This is a genomic window from Chryseobacterium populi, assembly GCF_000282115.1.
Taxonomy (GTDB): Bacteria; Bacteroidota; Bacteroidia; order Flavobacteriales; family Weeksellaceae; genus Chryseobacterium; species Chryseobacterium populi.
Genome location: NZ_AKJY01000022.1, coordinates 1 through 20,094, shown reverse-complemented (window position 1 = coordinate 20,094; position 20,094 = coordinate 1). Strand labels below are relative to the sequence as shown.

At 37.2% G+C, this 20,094-nt stretch carries 16 protein-coding genes; 13 read left to right on the top strand and 3 right to left on the bottom strand.

The features are described 5' to 3' along the window. The first annotated feature begins 39 nt into the window (after window positions 1–39). The 4 genes from PMI13_RS07325 to PMI13_RS07310 all read left to right on the top strand — a co-directional run bounded on the left by PMI13_RS07325 (window position 40) and on the right by PMI13_RS07310 (window position 4,984). A complete protein-coding gene (locus PMI13_RS07325) occupies window positions 40–834 on the top strand; it encodes a thymidylate synthase (RefSeq protein WP_007842294.1) in 795 nt (264 codons plus the stop codon). Between the two features lie 85 nt (window positions 835–919). Next, a complete protein-coding gene (locus PMI13_RS07320) occupies window positions 920–2,239 on the top strand; it encodes a serine hydrolase domain-containing protein (protein WP_007842292.1) in 1,320 nt (439 codons plus the stop codon). 4 nt (window positions 2,240–2,243) lie between these two features. After that, window positions 2,244–2,474: a hypothetical protein gene (locus PMI13_RS07315; RefSeq protein WP_007842288.1), complete on the top strand. Its 231-nt coding sequence runs from the start codon at window positions 2,244–2,246 to the stop codon at window positions 2,472–2,474. Next, the gene (locus PMI13_RS07310; RefSeq protein WP_007842287.1) at window positions 2,474–4,984 is read left to right on the top strand and encodes a M1 family aminopeptidase; all 2,511 of its coding nucleotides are present in this window, start codon (window positions 2,474–2,476) and stop codon (window positions 4,982–4,984) included. The genes PMI13_RS07315 and PMI13_RS07310 overlap by 1 nt, the downstream gene beginning before the upstream one ends. A 56-nt stretch (window positions 4,985–5,040) precedes the next feature. On the opposite strand, the gene PMI13_RS07305 is transcribed toward PMI13_RS07310, so the two are convergent. Continuing rightward, on the bottom strand, window positions 5,041–5,772 hold the full coding sequence (locus tag PMI13_RS07305; RefSeq protein WP_007842286.1) for a class I SAM-dependent methyltransferase: 732 nt from the start codon (window positions 5,770–5,772) through the stop codon (window positions 5,041–5,043). Between the two features lie 86 nt (window positions 5,773–5,858). Here PMI13_RS07305 and PMI13_RS07300 point away from each other — a divergent pair, with 86 nt between their 5' ends. The 3 genes from PMI13_RS07300 (at window position 5,859) to PMI13_RS07290 (ending at window position 12,007) form a co-directional block, all read left to right on the top strand. Next, entirely contained in the window at window positions 5,859–7,187 is a 1,329-nt protein-coding gene (locus PMI13_RS07300; protein WP_007842285.1) for a hydroxymethylglutaryl-CoA synthase family protein, read from the top strand. A 511-nt stretch (window positions 7,188–7,698) separates the two neighbouring features. Continuing rightward, window positions 7,699–10,545 (top strand): SusC/RagA family TonB-linked outer membrane protein, encoded by a 2,847-nt coding sequence (locus PMI13_RS07295; RefSeq protein WP_007842284.1) that lies wholly within the window; start codon window positions 7,699–7,701, stop codon window positions 10,543–10,545. Window positions 10,546–10,555: 10 nt separating this feature from the next. Continuing rightward, window positions 10,556–12,007 carry a RagB/SusD family nutrient uptake outer membrane protein gene (locus tag PMI13_RS07290; protein WP_007842283.1) on the top strand — a complete coding sequence of 484 codons (1,452 nt, stop codon included), beginning with the start codon at window positions 10,556–10,558 and terminating at the stop codon, window positions 12,005–12,007. A 49-nt stretch (window positions 12,008–12,056) separates the two neighbouring features. Here PMI13_RS07290 and PMI13_RS07285 read toward each other — a convergent pair whose 3' ends face one another. Next, the gene (locus PMI13_RS07285) at window positions 12,057–12,980 is read right to left on the bottom strand and encodes a helix-turn-helix transcriptional regulator (RefSeq protein ID WP_007842282.1); all 924 of its coding nucleotides are present in this window, start codon (window positions 12,978–12,980) and stop codon (window positions 12,057–12,059) included. Window positions 12,981–13,160: 180 nt separating this feature from the next. Here PMI13_RS07285 and PMI13_RS07280 point away from each other — a divergent pair, with 180 nt between their 5' ends. The 3 genes from PMI13_RS07280 to PMI13_RS07270 all read left to right on the top strand — a co-directional run bounded on the left by PMI13_RS07280 (window position 13,161) and on the right by PMI13_RS07270 (window position 16,626). Further along, window positions 13,161–14,690, top strand: coding sequence for an aldehyde dehydrogenase family protein (locus tag PMI13_RS07280; RefSeq protein ID WP_007842280.1), 1,530 nt, complete (start codon window positions 13,161–13,163; stop codon window positions 14,688–14,690). Window positions 14,691–14,899: 209 nt separating this feature from the next. Continuing rightward, the gene (gene adhP, locus PMI13_RS07275; RefSeq protein ID WP_007842278.1) at window positions 14,900–15,934 is read left to right on the top strand and encodes an alcohol dehydrogenase AdhP; all 1,035 of its coding nucleotides are present in this window, start codon (window positions 14,900–14,902) and stop codon (window positions 15,932–15,934) included. Between the two features lie 308 nt (window positions 15,935–16,242). Beyond that, the gene (locus PMI13_RS07270; RefSeq protein ID WP_007842276.1) at window positions 16,243–16,626 is read left to right on the top strand and encodes a DUF779 domain-containing protein; all 384 of its coding nucleotides are present in this window, start codon (window positions 16,243–16,245) and stop codon (window positions 16,624–16,626) included. A gap of 148 nt (window positions 16,627–16,774) precedes the next feature. Here PMI13_RS07270 and PMI13_RS07265 read toward each other — a convergent pair whose 3' ends face one another. Further along, a complete protein-coding gene (locus PMI13_RS07265) occupies window positions 16,775–17,980 on the bottom strand; it encodes a dicarboxylate/amino acid:cation symporter (protein WP_007842274.1) in 1,206 nt (401 codons plus the stop codon). Between the two features lie 93 nt (window positions 17,981–18,073). Here PMI13_RS07265 and PMI13_RS07260 point away from each other — a divergent pair, with 93 nt between their 5' ends. The 3 genes from PMI13_RS07260 to PMI13_RS07250 all read left to right on the top strand — a co-directional run bounded on the left by PMI13_RS07260 (window position 18,074) and on the right by PMI13_RS07250 (window position 19,933). Further along, complete coding sequence (locus PMI13_RS07260) at window positions 18,074–18,982, top strand: DnaJ C-terminal domain-containing protein (RefSeq protein WP_007842272.1); 909 nt, start codon at window positions 18,074–18,076, stop codon at window positions 18,980–18,982. A 3-nt stretch (window positions 18,983–18,985) separates the two neighbouring features. Further along, window positions 18,986–19,288 carry a chaperone modulator CbpM gene (locus PMI13_RS07255; protein ID WP_007842270.1) on the top strand — a complete coding sequence of 101 codons (303 nt, stop codon included), beginning with the start codon at window positions 18,986–18,988 and terminating at the stop codon, window positions 19,286–19,288. A 123-nt stretch (window positions 19,289–19,411) separates the two neighbouring features. Next, window positions 19,412–19,933, top strand: a complete 522-nt coding sequence (locus PMI13_RS07250; RefSeq protein ID WP_007842268.1) for a hypothetical protein — start codon at window positions 19,412–19,414, stop codon at window positions 19,931–19,933. Window positions 19,934–20,094: the final 161 nt, after the last annotated feature.

The window sequence follows — 20,094 nt, the reverse complement described above, 5'->3', positions numbered from 1 at the left end:
TTAACTTTGAAGTCTGTTATAATTATTTAAACGCTCAAAATGCAAAATTACCTAGACCTTTTACAGCATATTTTAGACAATGGAACAGATAAAACCGACAGAACAGGTACCGGGACGAGAAGTGTTTTCGGGTATCAGCTGAGATATGACCTTTCAAAAGGTTTTCCTTTGGTAACGACGAAAAAAGTGCATTTAAAATCTATTATTTACGAATTGCTTTGGTTCTTAAAAGGAGATACCAATATCAAATACCTTAATGATAACGGGGTAAGCATCTGGGATGAATGGGCAGATGAAAACGGGGATTTGGGTCCTGTTTATGGAGCACAATGGAGAAGCTGGACCGGGGCAGATCATAAAGTGGTAGACCAGATTTCAGAGGTTATTGACCAGATTAAGAAAAATCCGGATTCAAGAAGGCTGATTGTTTCTGCATGGAATGTTGCCGAAATCCCCAGTATGGCGCTGGCTCCCTGCCATGCATTATTCCAGTTTTATGTAGCCGACGGAAAACTGTCTTTACAATTATACCAGAGAAGTGCTGATGTCTTCCTTGGAGTTCCGTTTAATATTGCGAGCTATGCATTACTGCTGATGATGGTGGCGCAGGTTTGTGGCCTTGAAGCAGGTGATTATGTTCACAGCTTTGGGGATGTGCATATTTACAACAATCATTTTGAGCAGGTGAATAAGCAATTGGCAAGAGAACCGAAAGCACTTCCGGTAATGAAACTGAATCCTGAAATTAAAGATATTTTCAGTTTTAATTTTGAAGATTTCACCTTAGAAAACTATGATCCGCACCCCGGAATTAAAGCTCCCGTTGCCGTTTAATATAAAGACCAAATGTGAAGGGTAAAACTTTACTTTTTTGTAACATTCAGTGAATTTTTTCAACATATTGATTAAACTAAGAAGCATGTTGAAAAAGTTATTTTTTCTTTCAGCAATTGGTATTTCAAGTGTTGTTTTTTCTCAGAATAAGATAAAGGAGAAACTTGGTAATTACTTTGATTCCCTGTTTGTACACCATAAAATAATGGGAAGCTTTGCTTTTGCAGAAAATAATCAGCCGACTTTCCTGAAAGTAGTTGGGTTTTCTGACGTAGAGAAACAACAGAAAGCCAATATGAATACCCAATATCGGGTAGGTTCCATAAGTAAGACTTTTACAGCAGTTCTGATCATGAAAGCCGCGGAAGATCAAAAGCTTTCTCTGGATCAAAAACTTTCTGATTTCTATCCTGAAATTCCAAATGCTGATAAAATCACAATAGAAAATTTACTGCAACACAGAACCGGAATTCATAATCTGACCAATGAAGGAGAATATTGGCAGTACAACACAAAAGCTCAGACAGAAAGCAGTCTGGTTAATATCATCAAAAAATACAAAAGTGATTTTGAGCCTGGTTCAAAATACGAATACAGCAATTCAAATTATATTTTATTGGGCTTTATTCTTGAAAAAGTTTTTAAAAAGCCTTATGCTGAATTAATTAAAAATAAAATTGCCAGACCTTTAAAATTAACTTTAACGGAAGTTGGCGGAAAAATCGACACCTCCGGCAATCAGGCAAAATCTTACCAGTATATGAACGGGAAGTACGAGGCTTCATCAGAAACTGACATGAGTATTCCCGGTGGAGCCGGAAGCATTATCTCAACCCCAACTGAACTTTTAATATTCATTCTTGGTCTGGAACAAGGAAAATTAATCAAAAAAGAAAGTCTGGATACAATGAAAAACTTTGTTGGTAATTATGGTTACGGATTAGTGAAGGTTCCTTTCGATACATATTGGGGATTCGGTCATACCGGTGGGATTGATAAGTTCAGTTCAGCTTTGTTTTATTTTCCTGATCTGAAAGTAGCGATAGCTTTCAGTACCAGCCAGTCGGATATGGATACCAACGAAATTTCCATTAAAATGATAAAAACAGCAATGGGAAAAGACTTTGAGATGCCCGGCTTTAAAGTATTTGAAGTTCCGGAAAACGAACTCCGGAAATATGCAGGAACATATTCCTCTCCGGATATCCCTTTAAAAATTAATATCTTTATCAGGGAGAAAAAACTGGTGGCTCAAGCCACAGGTCAGAGTGAATTTTCTCTGGAAGCAACTTCGAATACGAGATTTAAATTTGACATGGCAGGAATTGTTATCGATTTTTATCCGGCAAAAAATCAGTTTGTAATCAGCCAGGGAGAAACAAAAAATACGTTCACAAAAGAATAATACAATGAAATATTTAAAAATAAATACCGGAGAAAAAGCAGATCTTGAAGCATTGAAAAATGCCATACTTCAATTGAAAGGTGTAGATTCGGTAGACATCATTGATGAAGAGAACCCTGAAAGTGAGCTTAAAAAGGCTTTTGCGAAAACAAAAGAACAGCTTAAAAAAGGAGATTACGAAACCGTAGTCAATGATATTTTCGACCTATTAATAAAAGATAATTCTAAAAAATAATGAAAAAAGCCATTTTATCTGTTGCCCTGCTTGGAATTTTATTTTCCGCCAATGTATCGGCACAAACCGAAACTTCAGGCAGAGAAAAAGTATACAGAGCAACGCATACCAAAGTAACAGAACTGAAGCACACCAAACTTAAAGTTAATTTCGATTATCAGAAAGAACAGATGAACGGAGAAGAATGGTTAACAGCTTCACCTTACTTTTATCCTACAGGAGAACTGACCCTTGATGCAAAAAGCATGTTGATTCATGAAGTGGCTTTAGATCAGAATGGTAAAAAAACACCATTAAAATATGAATACAAAGATGATATTTTAAAAATCAGTCTTGATAAAACCTATCAGAAAAATCAGGATTACACCGTTTACATCAAATACACTTCCCGTCCGAATGAAGTAAAACAGGAAGGAAGCGCTGCAATTAGTGATGCCAAAGGATTGTATTTCATCAATGCCCAGGGAACAGAAGCTGATAAGCCTACTCAGATCTGGACGCAAGGAGAAACTGAATCTTCTTCCGCATGGTTCCCGACGATTGATAAACCGAACCAGAAAACAACACAGGAAATTTATATGACGGTTCCTGATAAATATGTTACCCTTTCCAACGGGCTTTTAAAAGATTCCCAGAAAGAATCAAACGGATTGAGAACCGATCATTGGGTGATGGATAAGCCGCATTCTACCTATCTGTTTTTTATGGGAGTGGGAGATTATGCCATCGTGAAAGATAAATGGAAAAATATTGCTGTAGACTATTATATCGAAAAGGAATATGAGTCTTATGCAAAACAGATCTACGGAAATACGCCGGAAATGATCGAGTTTTTCTCTAAAAAAATGGGTTATGATTATCCCTGGGCAAAATATGCGCAGATTTCAGGAAGAGACTATGTGAGCGGCGCAATGGAAAATACAACTGCCACCCTTCATGGAAGCGATATTTTACAGAAACCGGGCCAGCTGATCGATGAAAATAAATGGGAAGATACCATTGCTCACGAATTATTCCACCATTGGTTTGGAGATCTTGTAACGGCGGAAAGCTGGAGCAACCTGACGGTGAACGAGTCTTTCGCCAATTATTCCGAGTATCTCTGGAATGAATACAAATATGGGAAAGACCATGCTGACTACCATCAGATGAGTGATGTGAATATGTACATTCATAATCCTTCCGATTTCAAGAAAAACCTGGTAAGATTCAATTACGATTCCCGGGAAGATGTTTTCGATCTGGTAACTTATCAGAAAGGGGGAGGTATTCTTCATATGCTGAGAAATTATTTAGGGGATGATGCATTCTTTGCAGGAATGAATGATTATCTGAAAACCAATGAGTACAAAAATGCGGAAGCACACCAATTAAGATTATCTTTTGAAAAAGTTTCCGGTAAAGACCTGAACTGGTTCTTCAATCAGTGGTATTTCGGAAGCGGAAATCCGAAGCTGAATTATTCTTACACCTTTGAGCCGGTTAAAAAACAGGTTAACGTGGTGATCAACCAGTCTCAGGACCAGCCGTTCGAATTTCCATTGGCAATCGACGTATATGATAACGGAAAACCGAAAAGATATAATGTTTGGGTAAATGCAGAAGCAAAGAGTACATTTAATTTTGACGTTTCAAAAACTCCGGATCTGGTAAATATCAATGCGGATGGGATTTTATTGGCAGATATTACCGATACGAAAACACCTGAGCAGTATTTGATGCAGTATACAGGTTCTAAAGAGCTTAAAAGCAGATATAATGCATTAAAAAACATAAAAGACCAGGTAGGAAAAAGTCCTGCAGCAACAAAATTACTATCTGCAGCTTTAAAAGATCCGTATTTCAGACTAAGAATGAAAGCATTGGATCTCATGGATTTATCAAATCCTGAACAGCTAAAAGCATTGGGTGCTGATGTTGAAAAGCTGGCGTCCAACGATCCCAAGACATTGGTTCAGGCTTCTGCCATTGCTGCCCTGGCCAAAACAAAGGATAAAAAATATACCCCGGTTTTTGAAAAAGGAATCAATGCTGTATCCAATGCGGTAAAAGGAAACTCTTTAGGTGCTATTGTTACGGTTGACCCGTCAAAAGCGAGTACAATGGCTGACAAAATTAACCTGGAAGATGCTTCAGAAGATTTAGTGGCACAATTATTACCCATTGTTGTTAAAAATAAAATAACTTCCCAGATGGCTAATATTGCCTCTTATGCAGCATTTTACCCGTTTGTGAAATTCCAGAATCCTGAACTGGGGAAAGCTGCCGAAGACGGTTTCAACTGGATCATGACTTCCGATAATCTGAAAGCTACGGAAAGTATCACCAAAATTTTAGGCCGGGCGAAAAGCCAGGTCGGACAAAATCCACAGGCTAAAATGATGATCTCTCAAATGCTGAAAGACGGATTAAGCAAAAAAATGGAATTGCTGAAACAAAACCCTCAAAGCGCAGCAAGCATCAATAAGCAGATCGATGCCCTGAACAAAGCTATTGAAGATTATAAATAATGGTTACACAGGTAAATACTGATATGAAAAGCGCACTTTTTAAAGTGTGCTTTTTGTTATTTTTTACAGATGATAATCGTTTCCAGAGGTGAAAAACCTTGATAGTCATCTTTTTCAAAGACTTTAATTTCTGTTTGAAATCCTGCTTTTCGCAGTCGTTCAGTCAATCCTTCTACAGAATAAATCCGTACATGATCTTCCTGTCCGAAATGTTTTAAACGTTCTTCAGGAGATTTGATTTCAAAATTTTCATAAATATCTCCGGCTTTAAAAGGAGTTTGAATCAAAGCTGTTCCGTTTTTTTTCAGGACCCGGTATAATTCATTGATAGCGGCAGCATCATTTTCAATATGTTCAAGAATATGATAACAAAGAATAAGATCAAATCTTTCAGGCTCAGAATCTATTTTTGTGATGTCGAAATGATAATCTGCTAAAAACTCATTCTCATAATCCGTCGGGAAATACTGGATATCCTTTCTGTTTTTCAATGCCCGGAAAATAGCCCTTGACGGTGAAAAGTCCAATACGGAAAGGCCTGTATTCAAATAGTTTTCATTCAGAATTTTAAAAAGCCTTCTCGATCTGGGCAGGCTGCCACAAACAGGACAAAGCAGGTTTCCGTTGTCTAATCTTATAAAATGTTTGAGCCGGGAACGGCAGATATTACATTCACAATTATTCCCTCTGTAAAAGGGATATAAGCTTTTCCTGAAAAGTATTTCGTTTTCAAAAAGAAATTTTTGCGGAAAAATTTTTCGGATAATATTTTTTGCAGCAGAATACATCAGTGACTGCAATTTAATAATACTAATCGAAATATGCGGTGTTGTGGCTAATAATTTTTAAATTCGTGTTTTATAATTTTTAACGTATGAGTTTTGGAATAGAAGCGGCCAGTTATCACGCGCCTTCATTGTATCTGGAAATAAAAGATTTGGCTGAAAAAAGAAGAATAGAACCTGCAAAGCTGGAGAAAGGATTAGGATTGCATAAAATGGGTTTCCCGGATGTTCATGAAGATGCAGCTACATTTGCAGCAGAAGCCTTATTAAAATTAATAAATGATTATACGATTAATCCGAAAGACATATCCAGGATCTATCTGGGAACCGAAAGTGCGCTGGATGCAGCAAAACCCACTGCTTCCTATGCCATGCTGATGGTGGAGGAAGTTCTGGAAAAAGAATTTGGTGAGCGGTGTTTTAAAAACTGTGATGTTGTAGATATGACATTTGCCTGTATCGGGGCTGTGGATGCACTTCATAATTCGTTGGATTTTGTGAGGTCTAATCCTGATAAAAAAGCAGTAGTGATTGCCAGCGATTACGCAAAATATGAATTGGCTTCATCCGGAGAATATACGCAGGGTGGCGGTGCAGTTGCCTTACTGATTTCTGCAAATCCGGATCTTCTTGAAATTGAAAACCAATGGGGAGTTGCTACCGAAAGTGTTTTTGATTTTTTCAAGCCCAGACGCCATTATCAAAAAGAAGATTTAATGAATGCCCCTGAAATATTTCCTGATAAAATAGAAATTTTCACCGATGAACCTGTTTTTGACGGTCAGTATTCCAACCAGTGTTATCAGGATAGAATCAGGGAGGCTTACGACCATTATAAAGAAATTACAGGCAGAAATCAGCCGTACAAAGACTGGAAATACCTTATTTTCCATCTTCCTTATGCATTTCACGGGAAAAGAGTGTTTACAGAATTATACAGCCTTGAAAACGGACTTGCTTATGAAACACCTGAAGAACAAAAAGCAGTCGCAAAATCTGATGATTATCTTCAGTTTATCAGTGAAAAAATAGAAAAATCCCAACGTGCTTCCTCTGAAATTGGAAATATGTACACAGCTTCGATCTTTATGGCGCTTCTTTCAGCACTGCAGGTTGCTTATAATGAAAACGAAGAATTAACAGGTTCTGAAATAGGGTTCTTAGGGTACGGAAGCGGTTCGAAATCAAAAGTTTTTTCCGGGAAAATTTCTGAAAACTGGAAAACTGTAGTCTCAAAATGGAATGTATTTGAAAACTTAAATAACAGGATTGCCATTGATTTTGAAACCTATGAAAAACTGCATAGAAAACAAATAGCTCAATCCATCAACCCCAATTATAAAGGCTTTGGGTTACAATTTATAGAACCGGAAAATCCTGTCCTGAAAGGAGCTCGGTATTACCATTATCAAAGTTAAATATATTATAAAAGAGACGGTCTCAAAAGTATCCTCGGCCCGGAATCCTGCTGGCAGCTTTTTGTCATTTAGAAGATTTCTGGAAATTTACTGATCTATTGAGACCGTCTCTTTTTTGTTAAATAAATGTTATAAAATTTGTTTTAAATTAATTATTTATTCTCTTTTGTAGTGTTATTGTTCCTGAATATTCTGTTAATTTCTCGTGCTATTCATAAATTGTACTTATTTCTTATTAAAATGTTTCATTAAAAAATTGGTTTAAATTAATTTTTTTTAGTAATGAGTCGAATTTATAGTAACTGCACTTTTTTTTTAACTTTTAAAAAAATCATTAAAATGTTTTTTAATAAAAATATTTTAGTGGTCATTAATAAATGACATTTCTTATTTTCATTATTTCTTTGATTTTATAAAAATTATTACATTTTAATGTATTGTTTTTCAGTTATTTATGGATTGTTAATGTTAATATTTATTAACATATTTGTTTTTCATAAAAATCAAAAACATGAATGTAAAATTACGTTTAATAACAACGGGTGTTTTATTTTTTACAGGACAGGCTTTAATAGCACAGACTGTAAATAAAGATACCATACCTAAAGAAAAACAAATTGAGGAGGTTATAGTAACGGGGTATCAGAAAAAATCCAAAGATGAAATAGCTCAGGCTCAATCTGTTGTTACAGCTGAAGAATTAAAGACACAAATTCCAACGACCTCTGTTGGGAATATGCTTCAGGGCCGTGCATCAGGGGTCTTTTCCCAGTCAAGAAACGGACAGCCAGGATCGACAGCTGAGATTAATATTCGTGGTATATCCGGCCTTATTGGTAATTCAGAACCGTTGTATATTGTTGATGGAATTTATATGACATCCAGACAATTCAATGCGGTAAACCCAAACGATATTGAAAGTGTGGTGATCCTTAAAGATGCTGCCGGAACATCTCAGTATGGTTCAAGGGGAGCAAATGGAGTTGTTGTTATAACGACAAAAAAAGGTAGAAACGGGAAAACGCAATATTCATTCGAAAGCAGACTAGGATTCTCAAAAAAGATCTCTGATAAGGAATTAAATTTTGAAATGATGAATTCTACCCAGAAATTACAGTATGAAAAGGAAATGAGAAATTTAGGTTTATCAGGCCTTCCGAGTTATACTGCAGCTGATGAAGAAGCTCTGAAAAAATTAGACCATGACTGGCAGAAAGATATTCTAAGAACTTCGTCTTTACAGAGTTATATATTTTCTGCTAGAGGGGGAAGTGATAAGAATAAATTTTATTACTCTTTAGGATATGACAAAGATGAAGGTATTGTACGTGATATTAATGGTTTTGACAGATATACAGGGCGATTTAATTTTGAAAATAATCTTAGTGATAAGCTAAAAGTTGGTTTAGATCTTGGAATTTCCTATCAATACACAGAAAATGTCAGGGATAGGAATAATGTACAAAGTCCATTTGGAGCAATGTATAGATATAATCCGTTTGAACCGGTATATAATTCTGACGGATCCTATAATTTTAATTTAAGACAGGGGCTTAATATTATTGAGGCCTTGCGGAATAATCTTGATTCTGAACAGAGGTTAAGAGCGACTGGAAATATTTTTGGGGAATATAAAATTAATGATGCATTATCATATAGAATGTACTTTAATACCTTATATGATAATTTAGTAAATACAAATAATTTAAAAAGAGGATCTCAATTAGATATTATTATAAATGGTGCTGCAGGATTAGGATCACTTAGAAAAACCACATTTTATAGCTTCAACTATATTTATGGAAATAGGATAGATTTCAAGAAACAATTCAATGATCATTATGTTGGTGCTACAGCTCTTGTAGAATTTAACAATGAATTCACAGAGAATATTATTGCTAGCGGAACAAACTACAAAAACCCAAATTCTGATGCTCCTTCGAATACCATTCCTTCGGATAAAAACACTTTCACAGGAGATAAGGTAAGAAGTACTTTATTTTCTTTATTAGGCCTTGCAGAGTATAATTATAAAAAGAAATATATATTAACAGCTTCTATTCGCCAGGATAAAAGTTCAAAATTTGGGGAAAATAATAAGTCCGGTATATTTTGGAGTGGAAGTGTAGCATGGAATATTGGAAAAGAGGACTTTTTGAATGGAGGATTTTTAAATGATCTCAAACTAAGAGCATCTTATGGAACCACGGGAAATGATAGGAATATTCCAAATTTTGCTAATGTAGGATATGTAGCATATGGAGATTACGGGAGTGGAGCAAATATGACACCTACCATAATCACCGGAAATCCGGATATAAAATGGGAGACTAATAAAACAACCAACTTAGGAGTAGATTTTGCCTTTTTTAAAAGCAGATTTAGAGGAGCTATAGAGGTATATCGTTCGGATAGAAATGATTTTATACAGCTGTTACCGTTACCTTATGAATCAGGAAATTATGCGATCTATAAAAATCTCGGAGATATGCGTACTGAAGGTCTCGAAACTGAATTTACGTTTGATATCATTAGAAAAGAGAATTTAAAACTTTCACTGAGAGGAAATGGATCTTTGCCAAGAGCTAAAATACTTTCACTCGATGGTGTAAGTACACAAAGAAATTTAGGAGAAACAGCTTTAAAAGTAGGAGAGACTCCTTATTTCTACAGACTGGTAGAATATGCAGGGGTAAATGCTGCAGATGGAAAAGCGTTATATTATACGGATAGGCAAAATCCAAATGCTGGTGAGAATTTTTATACAGTAAATGGAAGAACCGCTACAGATACGTATAACGCTACAGCAGATATCAAGGATATTACAGATAAGAGTCCTCTTCCAAAGTTTTTTGGAGGTTTTGGGCTTAGTTTAGAGGCATATGGATTTGATTTGTCAGCAGATTTTACATTCAAGACAGGAGGTTATACTTATAATTATCAAACACAATTATTACAAAGCTCAGCTTCAAGAGCAAATAATATGAGCCTGGATGCATTTAACTACTGGAAAAATCCCGGAGATACTGATGTATTGCCAAAACCAACTGCAGTAGGATTGAGAGCGTCCGATCAATTCCTGGAAAAATCAGACTATTTGAGATTCAGAACCTTAATGATCGGGTATACTTTCAATAAAAAAGTATTGGGAGAAGATGTCCCGCTAAATTCAATCAGAATGTATGTACAGGCTCAGAATCTATTAACATGGACAAGCTTCAAGGGAGATCCTGAAGTAGCTGTTGGTTCAGGTGAAAATCAGCTGCTTGCAGGACAGACTTTTGTATCGGGATCATTTGCATTATTTAGTTATCCGGCCGTTAGACAATTTATGTTTGGTGTTCAAGTAGAATTTTAAAATAAAAAAAATGAAAAAAATAATTATTTCAGGTTTGGTGCTTACTCTTTGTGTAGTTACATCGTGCGAAAGAGAATTGGATCAGTTTTCAAATACGAATACGTTTGTTGATGAGGCATTCAAAACACCTACAGATTATAGATTTGCTTTAGATGGTATCTATGATGCAATGAAATCTGCAGGATATTTTTCAGGTGGAGATGCCGGAAACCAAAATATTATGGCTGATTTAACTTCTGATAATCTGATCCAGAATCCATTAGGGAGATTAACAAATACCAGAGCATGGCTTCTTGAGTTTGGCTCAGATGATGGGCAGACTATCGGATTATACAGTGCTGCATATTTTGCTATTTCCAGAGCTAATTTTGTCCTGGAAAATTTAAATAAAGGTATTCTTTCTCCCACAGAAACATTACAGGTTGAAGCAGAAGCCAGAGCCTTAAGGGGTATCATTCATTTTGATATTGCCAGGGCATATTGTAAAATACCTACACAATCGGCAGATGCTAATAACTCCCTGGGAATTGCCTATATGGAAACGACCTCCAACAATCCTGTGACGAGAAACCTTACAGTTGCTCAGGTTTATGACAAAATTATAACAGATTTGGAGTATGCAAAGGCAAATATTCCTGCCGGAAACAATACCGCTGCACCATTTACAAAGGGACGTTTAAACAAAGCTGCAGTAATAGGATTGCTTTCAAGAGTGTATTTGTTTAAAGGAGATCATGTAAAAGCACTGGCGGCAGCAGAAGAATCTATCGGGCTGTCTCCAAGCGTAGGCGCTATTGATAAGTTTCCTAAAGTTTGGAATAGTACTGAGCAAGATGGAACTTTATTTGAAATATTGAACTCAGATGCAGAGAGAGTTACTACCGGGGTTTCATATAATCAGATTGTGTCAGGATTTATCAGGTCGGAATTTGTAGTTTACGAAAATTTTTATAGCCAGTACAAAGCTACGGATGTTAGAAAAAATACTTATTTTCAGGTTAGTCCATATTCCGGGCAAAGCTATATCAATGTGATTAAATATAATACGAGAGGATCTTTGCCAAATGTTGTAAATTATAAATACCTTAGAACTGCAGAAGTATATCTCAATGGTGCTGAGGCAGCGTTTAATTCCAATCCTGTCAAATCTTTGGAGCTGCTGAATAAATTAAGACAGTCAAGATATTCTGATTATACGGCTCTTAATTTAACGGGTATTGCACTGTGGGACGAAATCCAAAAGGAGCGAAGATTGGAATTAATGGGGGAAGCTGACAGATGGTATACCCTTAAGAGATTAGGGTTATCTTTAACGAGGCCAAGTCAGGGAGCTTCAAGTTCAGGCTCCGGATCTGCGGCTCCAACCCTTACTTTAGCATCTGCAAGCACCAAATGGCAGTGGCCAATTCCTATAGGAGCAATCAATATAAATCCGGGTATCCAACAAAACCCAGGTTACTAATCTATAAAATTAATAAATTATCAGAGCTCTGTCTTCGGACAGGGCTTTCTTATTCAAAAACCCCAAATCCGTTCTGATAGCTTTTCGGTGTCACACCCACCAGTTGTTTAAATACCCTTGTGAAATAATTGGTATCTGAAAAGCCGGTCTGGTAGGCGGTTTCTTTTATGCTGTTCTGGCTGGCCAGTAACTCTTTAGCTCTGTTGATCCTCTCTCGAAGAATAAATTCGTTGGGAGAAGTTCCAAGCTCATCTTTAAACATCTTAAAGAAATTCGACTTACTCACATAGGCCAGTTTTGCAATGCTGTCAATTGATAACTTCTGGTGAATATTTTTCCTGATATAATCTACAGCAAAACCGATCCTCGATTTATTTTTAGCAATATTTTTTTCTACCATGCTTCTCGCCTGGGTTTGCATAAGCCGTATCAGAAGTTCTTTCAAAGCAAAATCGGCCATGATATCTTTCTGGGAATTATCATCCATGGCAATTCTCATGATATTGTTGGTGGCAGAGGCAAGAGATTGATTGTTAAAAAGATAATACTCATCCAGCTGAATGTTCCATTGTGAGGTTTCATCAACTTTTGGGAGGTGATAATTTAAATGATTTAAAGAATTTTCTATAAAATCAGGATTAAGGCTTAAAGAAATGCATTGTGTAGGGATTTCATCAGCTTCGGGGAAATCAATTACCATTGTTTCTCCGGGAGCTACTAAAACACTTTCTCCCGGGAAATAATCGAAGTAATTGGTTTTATTTTCCAGTTTCATATGCTTCTTCCCTCTGAGCATCGCCGTAAAGGCAATACTTTCAAAATGAAGTTTTACATCAAAAGCTGCTTTATGAGTTTCATAGATACTGAATTCACAATTGTTTAGATTGAATTTCGTCTGATTTTCAATTAGGCTCAAAAGCTGGTTTTCCTTTTTTAATTCAGGAGTATTTAATAAAAATTTATTATTGTTCATTTCTAAACATTTTTTGTTGCCTCTTACTCAAATATAGAAATTTTAAAGTCATGCAGCTGTTAATGAAATGATAAAATTAAGCGTCTGCACTATTTTGCAGTTTATTTGTAGGATTGTGCTATATCTTTTTTTGCAGTGCGGTGTAATTTGGCTTTACAGAAAAATTAAAATTACACTAATATGAGCACGATTACAGAACAGAAATCAGAAACCCTTTTACAATGGCCTGAATTCAAAAGCCAATATGATAATTATATTAACGGACAATTTACAGCACCGGTTAACGGACAATATTTTGATGTAGTTTCCCCGGTTGACGGAAAGAAATTCACTCAGGCGGCCCATTCATCTAAAGAAGATTTGGAGCTTGCCGTAAACGCAGCAGAAAAAGCATTTCAAACCTGGAAAAATACTTCATCTACGGAAAGAAGCATTATTTTGAATAAAATTGCAGACAGAATAGAACAAAATCTGGAATATCTTGCAACGGTGGAAACCATCGATAATGGAAAAGCAGTCAGGGAAACGCTTGCTGCTGATATACCCCTGGCAATCGATCATTTCAGATATTTTGCCTCTGTAATCCGTGCAGAAGAAGGCTCCCATAATGAGCTGGATAAAGATACGGTTTCTCTTATCGTTCATGAGCCGTTAGGCGTTATTGCACAGATTATCCCCTGGAATTTTCCCATACTGATGGCTGTTTGGAAACTGGCTCCGGCATTGGCTGCAGGAAACTGTGTTGTGCTGAAACCTGCGGAAAGTACCCCGATTTCCATTATGGTATTAATGGAGATCATCGGAGATCTATTACCTGAAGGAGTGGTGAATATTGTCAATGGTTTTGGCGCCGAGCTTGGAAGAGCTTTGGTGACCAATCCTAAGGTTTCAAAAGCAGCATTTACGGGTTCTACTGCTACAGGTCGTCTGGTGATGCAATATGCTACTGAAAATATTATCCCGGTAACATTAGAATTGGGTGGGAAATCTCCAAATGTTTTCTTCAGTTCGGTAATGGATGCAGATGATGAATTTCTGGATAAAGCAATTGAAGGAGCTGTACTTTTTGCCCTGAATCAGGGAGAAATCTGTACCTGTCCGTCAAGACTACTGGTTCAGGAAGATATTGCAGACGCATTCATTGCAAAAGTAATTGAAAGGGTGAAAGCGATCAAAGTAGGAAACCCTTTGGATAAAACCGTGATGATGGGAGCCCAGGCTTCACAGATTCAGAAAGATAAAATCCTTTCCTATATCAAATTGGGAAAAGAAGAAGGAGCGGAGGTTCTCGTAGGCGGAGATGTAAACAATGTCGGAGAAGGGCTTGAAAGTGGCTATTATATTCAGCCTACGATTTTCAAGGGTAATAACAGAATGAGAATCTTCCAGGAAGAAATTTTCGGGCCGGTTCTGGCTTTCACTACGTTTAAAGATGAGGAAGAAGGAATTAAAATTGCAAATGATACCATTTATGGGCTTGGAGCCGGAGTCTGGACGAGGGATGCACATCAGCTGTACAATGTTCCGCGTCAGATCCAGGCGGGTAGAGTATGGGTAAACCAGTATCATTCTTACCCTGCAGGAGCACCTTTCGGAGGTTACAAGCAGTCGGGAATCGGTAGAGAAAACCATAAAATGATGTTGGATCATTACCGTCAGACTAAAAATATGTTGATTTCATACAACAAAAACAAATTAGGTTTCTTTTAATTTTAAATATTAGGGCGTGCCCGTTTACCCCGTTTTAGCAACGGGGTAAAGCGGTCGGGCTATCCAGGGCTTCACTTCGTTTCGGTGCTCCATTTCATTCCGCACCGGCTCGTTCCTCGCCGCCCTTCCTATCCCTCACGCGTCTTGTCTGAACTGTTCCGGATGAGCAGAAATTTTAACCAAAAATTAAAAACTAATTCAAAAATAATATGATTCCAAAAACGATGAAAGCTGCTGTTGTTCAAGGTTATGGGCAGCCCCTGAAAATAGAAGAAGTTCCTGTAAAAGAACCCGGAAGATATGAAGTGCTTGTAAAAGTCATAGCCTGTGGAGTATGCCATACAGATTTACATGCTGTAGATGGCGACTGGCCGGCAAAACCGAAAATGCCTCTTATTCCGGGCCATGAAGGAGTAGGAATAGTAGTTGCCTGTGGCCCCGAAGCCCATGTAAAAGAAGGAGATGCAGTAGGGGTTCCATGGTTATACAGTGCTTGCGGATGTTGTGATTACTGCATTACCGGCTGGGAAACCCTTTGTGAAGCCCAGAAAAATGGTGGCTATAGTGTAGACGGCGGTTTTGCAGAATATGTTATTGCCGATTCAAGATATGTGGGCCATCTGAAACCTGATGTCAATTTTTTGGAAATAGCACCTATTTTGTGTGCAGGAGTTACTGTATACAAAGGATTAAAAGAAACTGAAACAAGGCCCGGTGAATGGGTTGCGATCTCAGGAATTGGCGGATTGGGCCATGTTGCGGTTCAGTATGCAAAAGCAATGGGAATGCATGTGGCTGCTATTGATGTAGCTGATGACAAACTTGAACTGGCGAAAAAGTTGGGTGCAGACCTGGTAGTCAATGCAAAAAATACAGATCCCGGAGAATATTTACATAAAGAAGCAGGTGGAATGCATGGTGCCCTGATTACAGCAGTTTCTCCGGTTGCTTTCAAACAGGGAATTGATGTCTTGAGAAGAAAAGGAACGATTGCATTAAATGGTTTACCTCCGGGTTCCTTTGAGCTGCCTATTTTTGAAACGGTTTTAAAAAGAATTACCGTGAGAGGATCAATCGTAGGAACAAGGAAAGATCTTCAGGAAGCATTGGATTTTGCCAATGAAGGCTTAGTAAAAGCTACTGTAACTGCAGCAAAGTTTGAAGACATCAATGATGTTTTTAATAAAATGAAAAAAGGACAGATTGACGGCAGGATCGTTCTCGATATTGCCGGCTCAAATTAATTTTCAGAGTTTTTTGTGGGCCTGGCAGATGATTTTTTTTGCCGGGCTATTTTTAACTTTATGTCTTGAAACGAGCTATAAAATTGTGAAACGGAAAGACCGTTTGAAATTCAGACGTAATTTATTTTAATCTTGTGAGTCATTCTGATGAAAGAAGAATCCTTACATTCACAGAAAAGTCTGGATTCTTCCGGAATGACGTAAAATTATTATAGTTAAAAACTTTTTGATTTTCCTGCGTCTTAAAGCATAATGAAAGAAAAAATATGCCTTACGGTTAATCGACCTACCCAATTAAAACTTAAAAAATGGAACCTAAAATATCAAGACTGTCCGCAACGGAAAAAGCATTGGAAGTTATTTGGGAATTGGAGAAAAAATACGGCGGCCTTATGTTTTATCAGGCTGGAGGATGTTGTGAAGGAACACAGCCGCAGTGTTTTGAAAAAGGAGGTTTCTTTCCGAGAATGAATGACGCAATGATCGGAACCATCAACGGACACGAATTCTGGATTGACCGTGATCTTTTTGAATACTGGAAGTACTCCCATTTTACATTAGATGCTACAGATGGCTTCGGACCGGGAGGCTTTTCTCTGGAAACCCCGTTAGGAAAAACATTTAAAGTTCATTACAGACTTTTCACTCCCGAAGAATATGAAAACCTTGAAGCTATAAAACGCAGTGAATAGGATCGGATTGCATTGATTAATATTGATTAATAAGATGTATAAACACGAAGAAGAATCTGCTTAATTCGCCTGATAGGCGAGAGTCTGAAATTTGTATAAAATTATAATCCGACCACAGATTTCACAGATGTTTGTGTTTTTGTTCAGGTCAGGACGAAACTTTCACAAACCTGTTCACAAACATTGCAGCCACAACATCACCTACAGCGTTTAAAACTGTTGCGAGAGGATCAACCAATGTTCCGATAATCATTACTGCCGGAATGGCTTCCTGAGGTAATTTGTATACGGAAATCATCAGCATTTCACCGATATAGCCTCCATTCGGAATCCCTCCGGCTACAATGCTTACAAAAACGGTTATTCCCAAAGCCAGCAGAAGATTGGAAGGGTCAAAAAAATCTCTTCCGATAATTAAAAAGGCGACATAAATTTTAATGATCGAAGACATTGAAGACCCGTTTTTGTGGAGAGTAGTTCCGATGGGGATTACAAGATTCGCAATAGGGTTCGGAATGCCTATTTTTGAAGCTGCCTGTAAATTGGCAGGCATCGTTGCAAAACTGCTGCAGGTACTTAAAGCAGTAAGAGTAGGATAAATCGCATTGGTCCAAAAGCTTTTGACACCTTTTTGCCCGTTGGCCATAAAAGCATAGATCGAGAAAAATACCGGGAAATAAATGATTCCGGCAATATAATAAAGGCCTAATGGTTTTGCATAAAATCCGAAAAGCTGTGGCCCCACTGTGGCTACCTGATAGGCGAAATAAGCTCCCAAACCGATTGGGGCAAGCTTCATAATTAATAAAAGCAATTCTTTCATCACCTCATAGCCTGAAGCAATAAATATTCTGAACGGCTGTCCTTTTTCTCCTGATTTCCTGGCTGCAAAACCTGTTAAAAAAGCAAAAATTAAAAGAGCAAGCATGTTTTTTCTTGAAAACAGTTCCGTGAATTCTCCAACAGTGAAAAAACTAACAATCCTGTTGCCCCAGGTATCTTCAGAGGCTGCTTCATTGATTATATCAGCACTTCCGGAGATCGTGGAAACCGGGAACAGATAGACTGCACAAATCGTAAAAATGGCAGCTACCAATATAAAGAGGAGGAAAGTAAAAGACATGACAAAGATGATTTTCCCAAACTTCGACTGCTGTTCAAGGGAAGCAATTGAATTGGAGACGGCAAAAAATACCAGTGGAACTACGCTGACAAAAAGCAGATTAAGAAAAATATCACCTAATGGTTTGAGATAATCTACAAAACCGGGAGCTGTAATTCCGATAATGCTTCCAACGGTAATTCCCAAAAGTAAAAGTATAATTCCCGAATAGTTTTTAAAAACCTCTTTCATGTAACGCTTTTTATCAAAGATAAGTTTATTTTAACATTCTGTTGTATTAATTTCAGGGGCAAATTTTTTAAATTTGAGTAAACAATCGTCTTTATGGCTTATATAGATTACTATAAAATTTTAGGCGTAAATAAAAGCGCAACGCAGGAAGACATCAAAAAAGCTTACCGAAAACTGGCCAGAAAACTGCATCCGGATCTTAATCCGGACGATAAGGAAGCTGAAAGACAATTCAAAGAACTGAATGAGGCGAATGAAGTTCTCAGTAATCTGGAAAACCGTGCAAAATATGATAAATATGGAGAAAACTGGAAACATGGTGAAGAATACGAAAAAAGTCAGCAACAGCAAAGACAGTATCAGAATCAGAATTATGGAGGTGGATTTTCAGGTGCAGATTTTGGAGAGGGCGAAGATTTTTCCGACTTTTTCCAAAGTATGTTCGGGGGTGGTGGAGGTTTTGGAAGAAGTTCGCGCGGAAGCGCATCAGGGAAATTTAAAGGCCAGGATATTCAGGCCGAGCTGAATTTAAACTTAAAAGATGCAGCCAAAACACATCCGCAGACTTTTGATATTAATGGCAAAAAAGTAAGAATTACAATTCCTGCAGGTGTTTATGACGGTCAGCAGATTAAGCTGAAAGGGCATGGGAATCCCGGTATCAACGGAGGCCCGGCCGGAGATTTATACATCACATTTACCATTCCGGCAGATCCGGATTTTGAAAGAATAGGAGATGACCTTAAAACAAAAGTTACAGTTGATCTCTACACAGCTGTTTTAGGGGGTGATGTGAAAGTAAATACCCTTAATGGAAGCGTCAATCTGAAAGTAAAACCGGAAACACAAAACGGGTTGACGGTGAGACTCAAAGGAAAAGGTTTTCCGGTATACAAAAAAGAAGGACAGTTCGGAGACCTGTTTGTGACGTATGAAATCAAAATGCCGACAAATCTTACTGAAAAGCAGAAAGAACTTTTTGAACAATTAAAAAATTCCTGAGCCATGAGTGAAAGAATATCACGGGAAGAACTCGTAAAAATATACAATATCGAAATTACTTTTTTTGATGAACTGGTAGAATACGGCCTTTTAAGCGTGCAGACGGAGAATGAAATCCGGTATCTGACGTATGAAGACCTGCCTGCCTTTGAAAGATTTGCCAACTGGCATTATGATCTGGAAATCAATTTACCCGGCCTGGAAGTTATTCATGATATGCTTCGGAAAATGGATGATTTAAAACAGAAAAACCGTGAGCTGATGCAGAAGCTTTCCGCTATAAGCGATAAATATGAAGAGGGGTGATTTTGTAGACTATGTGAATGCTTCAAGAGGTTAATTTGATCTCTTAACTAAAATATTTTTCCGGATTCAGACTATTTCATTTAGCTTTGTAGACTTTTAAAACAAACTAAATATTTCTAAGAAATGAATGGCGAAAAAGTAATCAGGTTAGATGTAAACAGAAAAGATTTCGAGGAAATTTATTTCAGCGGGAACCAGGGAAGCTTATTTTTTTCACCTACTACCAAGGGGAAAACTATTTCAACGATTATTGTGGGATTGGCTTTGTTCATCACATTTTGTATGAAAGACAGCCTGAGCGGAGAGAACTTCGGGATTTTATATTTTATAAGTTTTATTTTCCTTCTTTGTGCTGTTTATCTTTCTGTAAGCATCAGTAAAGTGTCAAGATGGAAAAAAGAAGTTATCCGATATCTAAAATCATTGGAAACCTCTGAAATCTATGAAATCAGGTTTAATGAAGAATCTTTTAATGTGAATCTCGATAACCGGGAAGAGCTGAGTCTGTGGAAAGATTTTGAGAGGTTTGATATCAACGAAAAATTTATTTCCCTGGAAGGAAAATACAATTATATGTTTCCGAAGAAATCGATGAGTGAAAAAGACTACAGCACACTCAAGCAAATAGTGAAGAAAAATATATAGGATTAATAGGCAAAAGGGCAAAAAGAGGAAAGACAAAGAAGCCAATGGTGAATAGACCAATTTCCTTTACAGTAAAGTTTTTAGCAGTAAATAAAAAAAATCAGAGACACTATCCCGTAAAGTGTGTAAGTTAAAAAGCTAGGCTTGGATTTTATAATCTG

Coding starts and splice junctions, on each gene's coding strand:
- PMI13_RS07325 (WP_007842294.1), top strand. CDS start 40: ATGCAAAATTACCTAGACCTTTTACAGCATATTTTAGACAATGGAACA.
- PMI13_RS07320 (WP_007842292.1), top strand. CDS start 920: ATGTTGAAAAAGTTATTTTTTCTTTCAGCAATTGGTATTTCAAGTGTT.
- PMI13_RS07315 (WP_007842288.1), top strand. CDS start 2,244: ATGAAATATTTAAAAATAAATACCGGAGAAAAAGCAGATCTTGAAGCA.
- PMI13_RS07310 (WP_007842287.1), top strand. CDS start 2,474: ATGAAAAAAGCCATTTTATCTGTTGCCCTGCTTGGAATTTTATTTTCC.
- PMI13_RS07305 (WP_007842286.1), bottom strand. CDS start 5,772: ATGTATTCTGCTGCAAAAAATATTATCCGAAAAATTTTTCCGCAAAAA.
- PMI13_RS07300 (WP_007842285.1), top strand. CDS start 5,859: ATGAGTTTTGGAATAGAAGCGGCCAGTTATCACGCGCCTTCATTGTAT.
- PMI13_RS07295 (WP_007842284.1), top strand. CDS start 7,699: ATGAATGTAAAATTACGTTTAATAACAACGGGTGTTTTATTTTTTACA.
- PMI13_RS07290 (WP_007842283.1), top strand. CDS start 10,556: ATGAAAAAAATAATTATTTCAGGTTTGGTGCTTACTCTTTGTGTAGTT.
- PMI13_RS07285 (WP_007842282.1), bottom strand. CDS start 12,980: ATGAACAATAATAAATTTTTATTAAATACTCCTGAATTAAAAAAGGAA.
- PMI13_RS07280 (WP_007842280.1), top strand. CDS start 13,161: ATGAGCACGATTACAGAACAGAAATCAGAAACCCTTTTACAATGGCCT.
- adhP (WP_007842278.1), top strand. CDS start 14,900: ATGATTCCAAAAACGATGAAAGCTGCTGTTGTTCAAGGTTATGGGCAG.
- PMI13_RS07270 (WP_007842276.1), top strand. CDS start 16,243: ATGGAACCTAAAATATCAAGACTGTCCGCAACGGAAAAAGCATTGGAA.
- PMI13_RS07265 (WP_007842274.1), bottom strand. CDS start 17,980: ATGAAAGAGGTTTTTAAAAACTATTCGGGAATTATACTTTTACTTTTG.
- PMI13_RS07260 (WP_007842272.1), top strand. CDS start 18,074: ATGGCTTATATAGATTACTATAAAATTTTAGGCGTAAATAAAAGCGCA.
- PMI13_RS07255 (WP_007842270.1), top strand. CDS start 18,986: ATGAGTGAAAGAATATCACGGGAAGAACTCGTAAAAATATACAATATC.
- PMI13_RS07250 (WP_007842268.1), top strand. CDS start 19,412: ATGAATGGCGAAAAAGTAATCAGGTTAGATGTAAACAGAAAAGATTTC.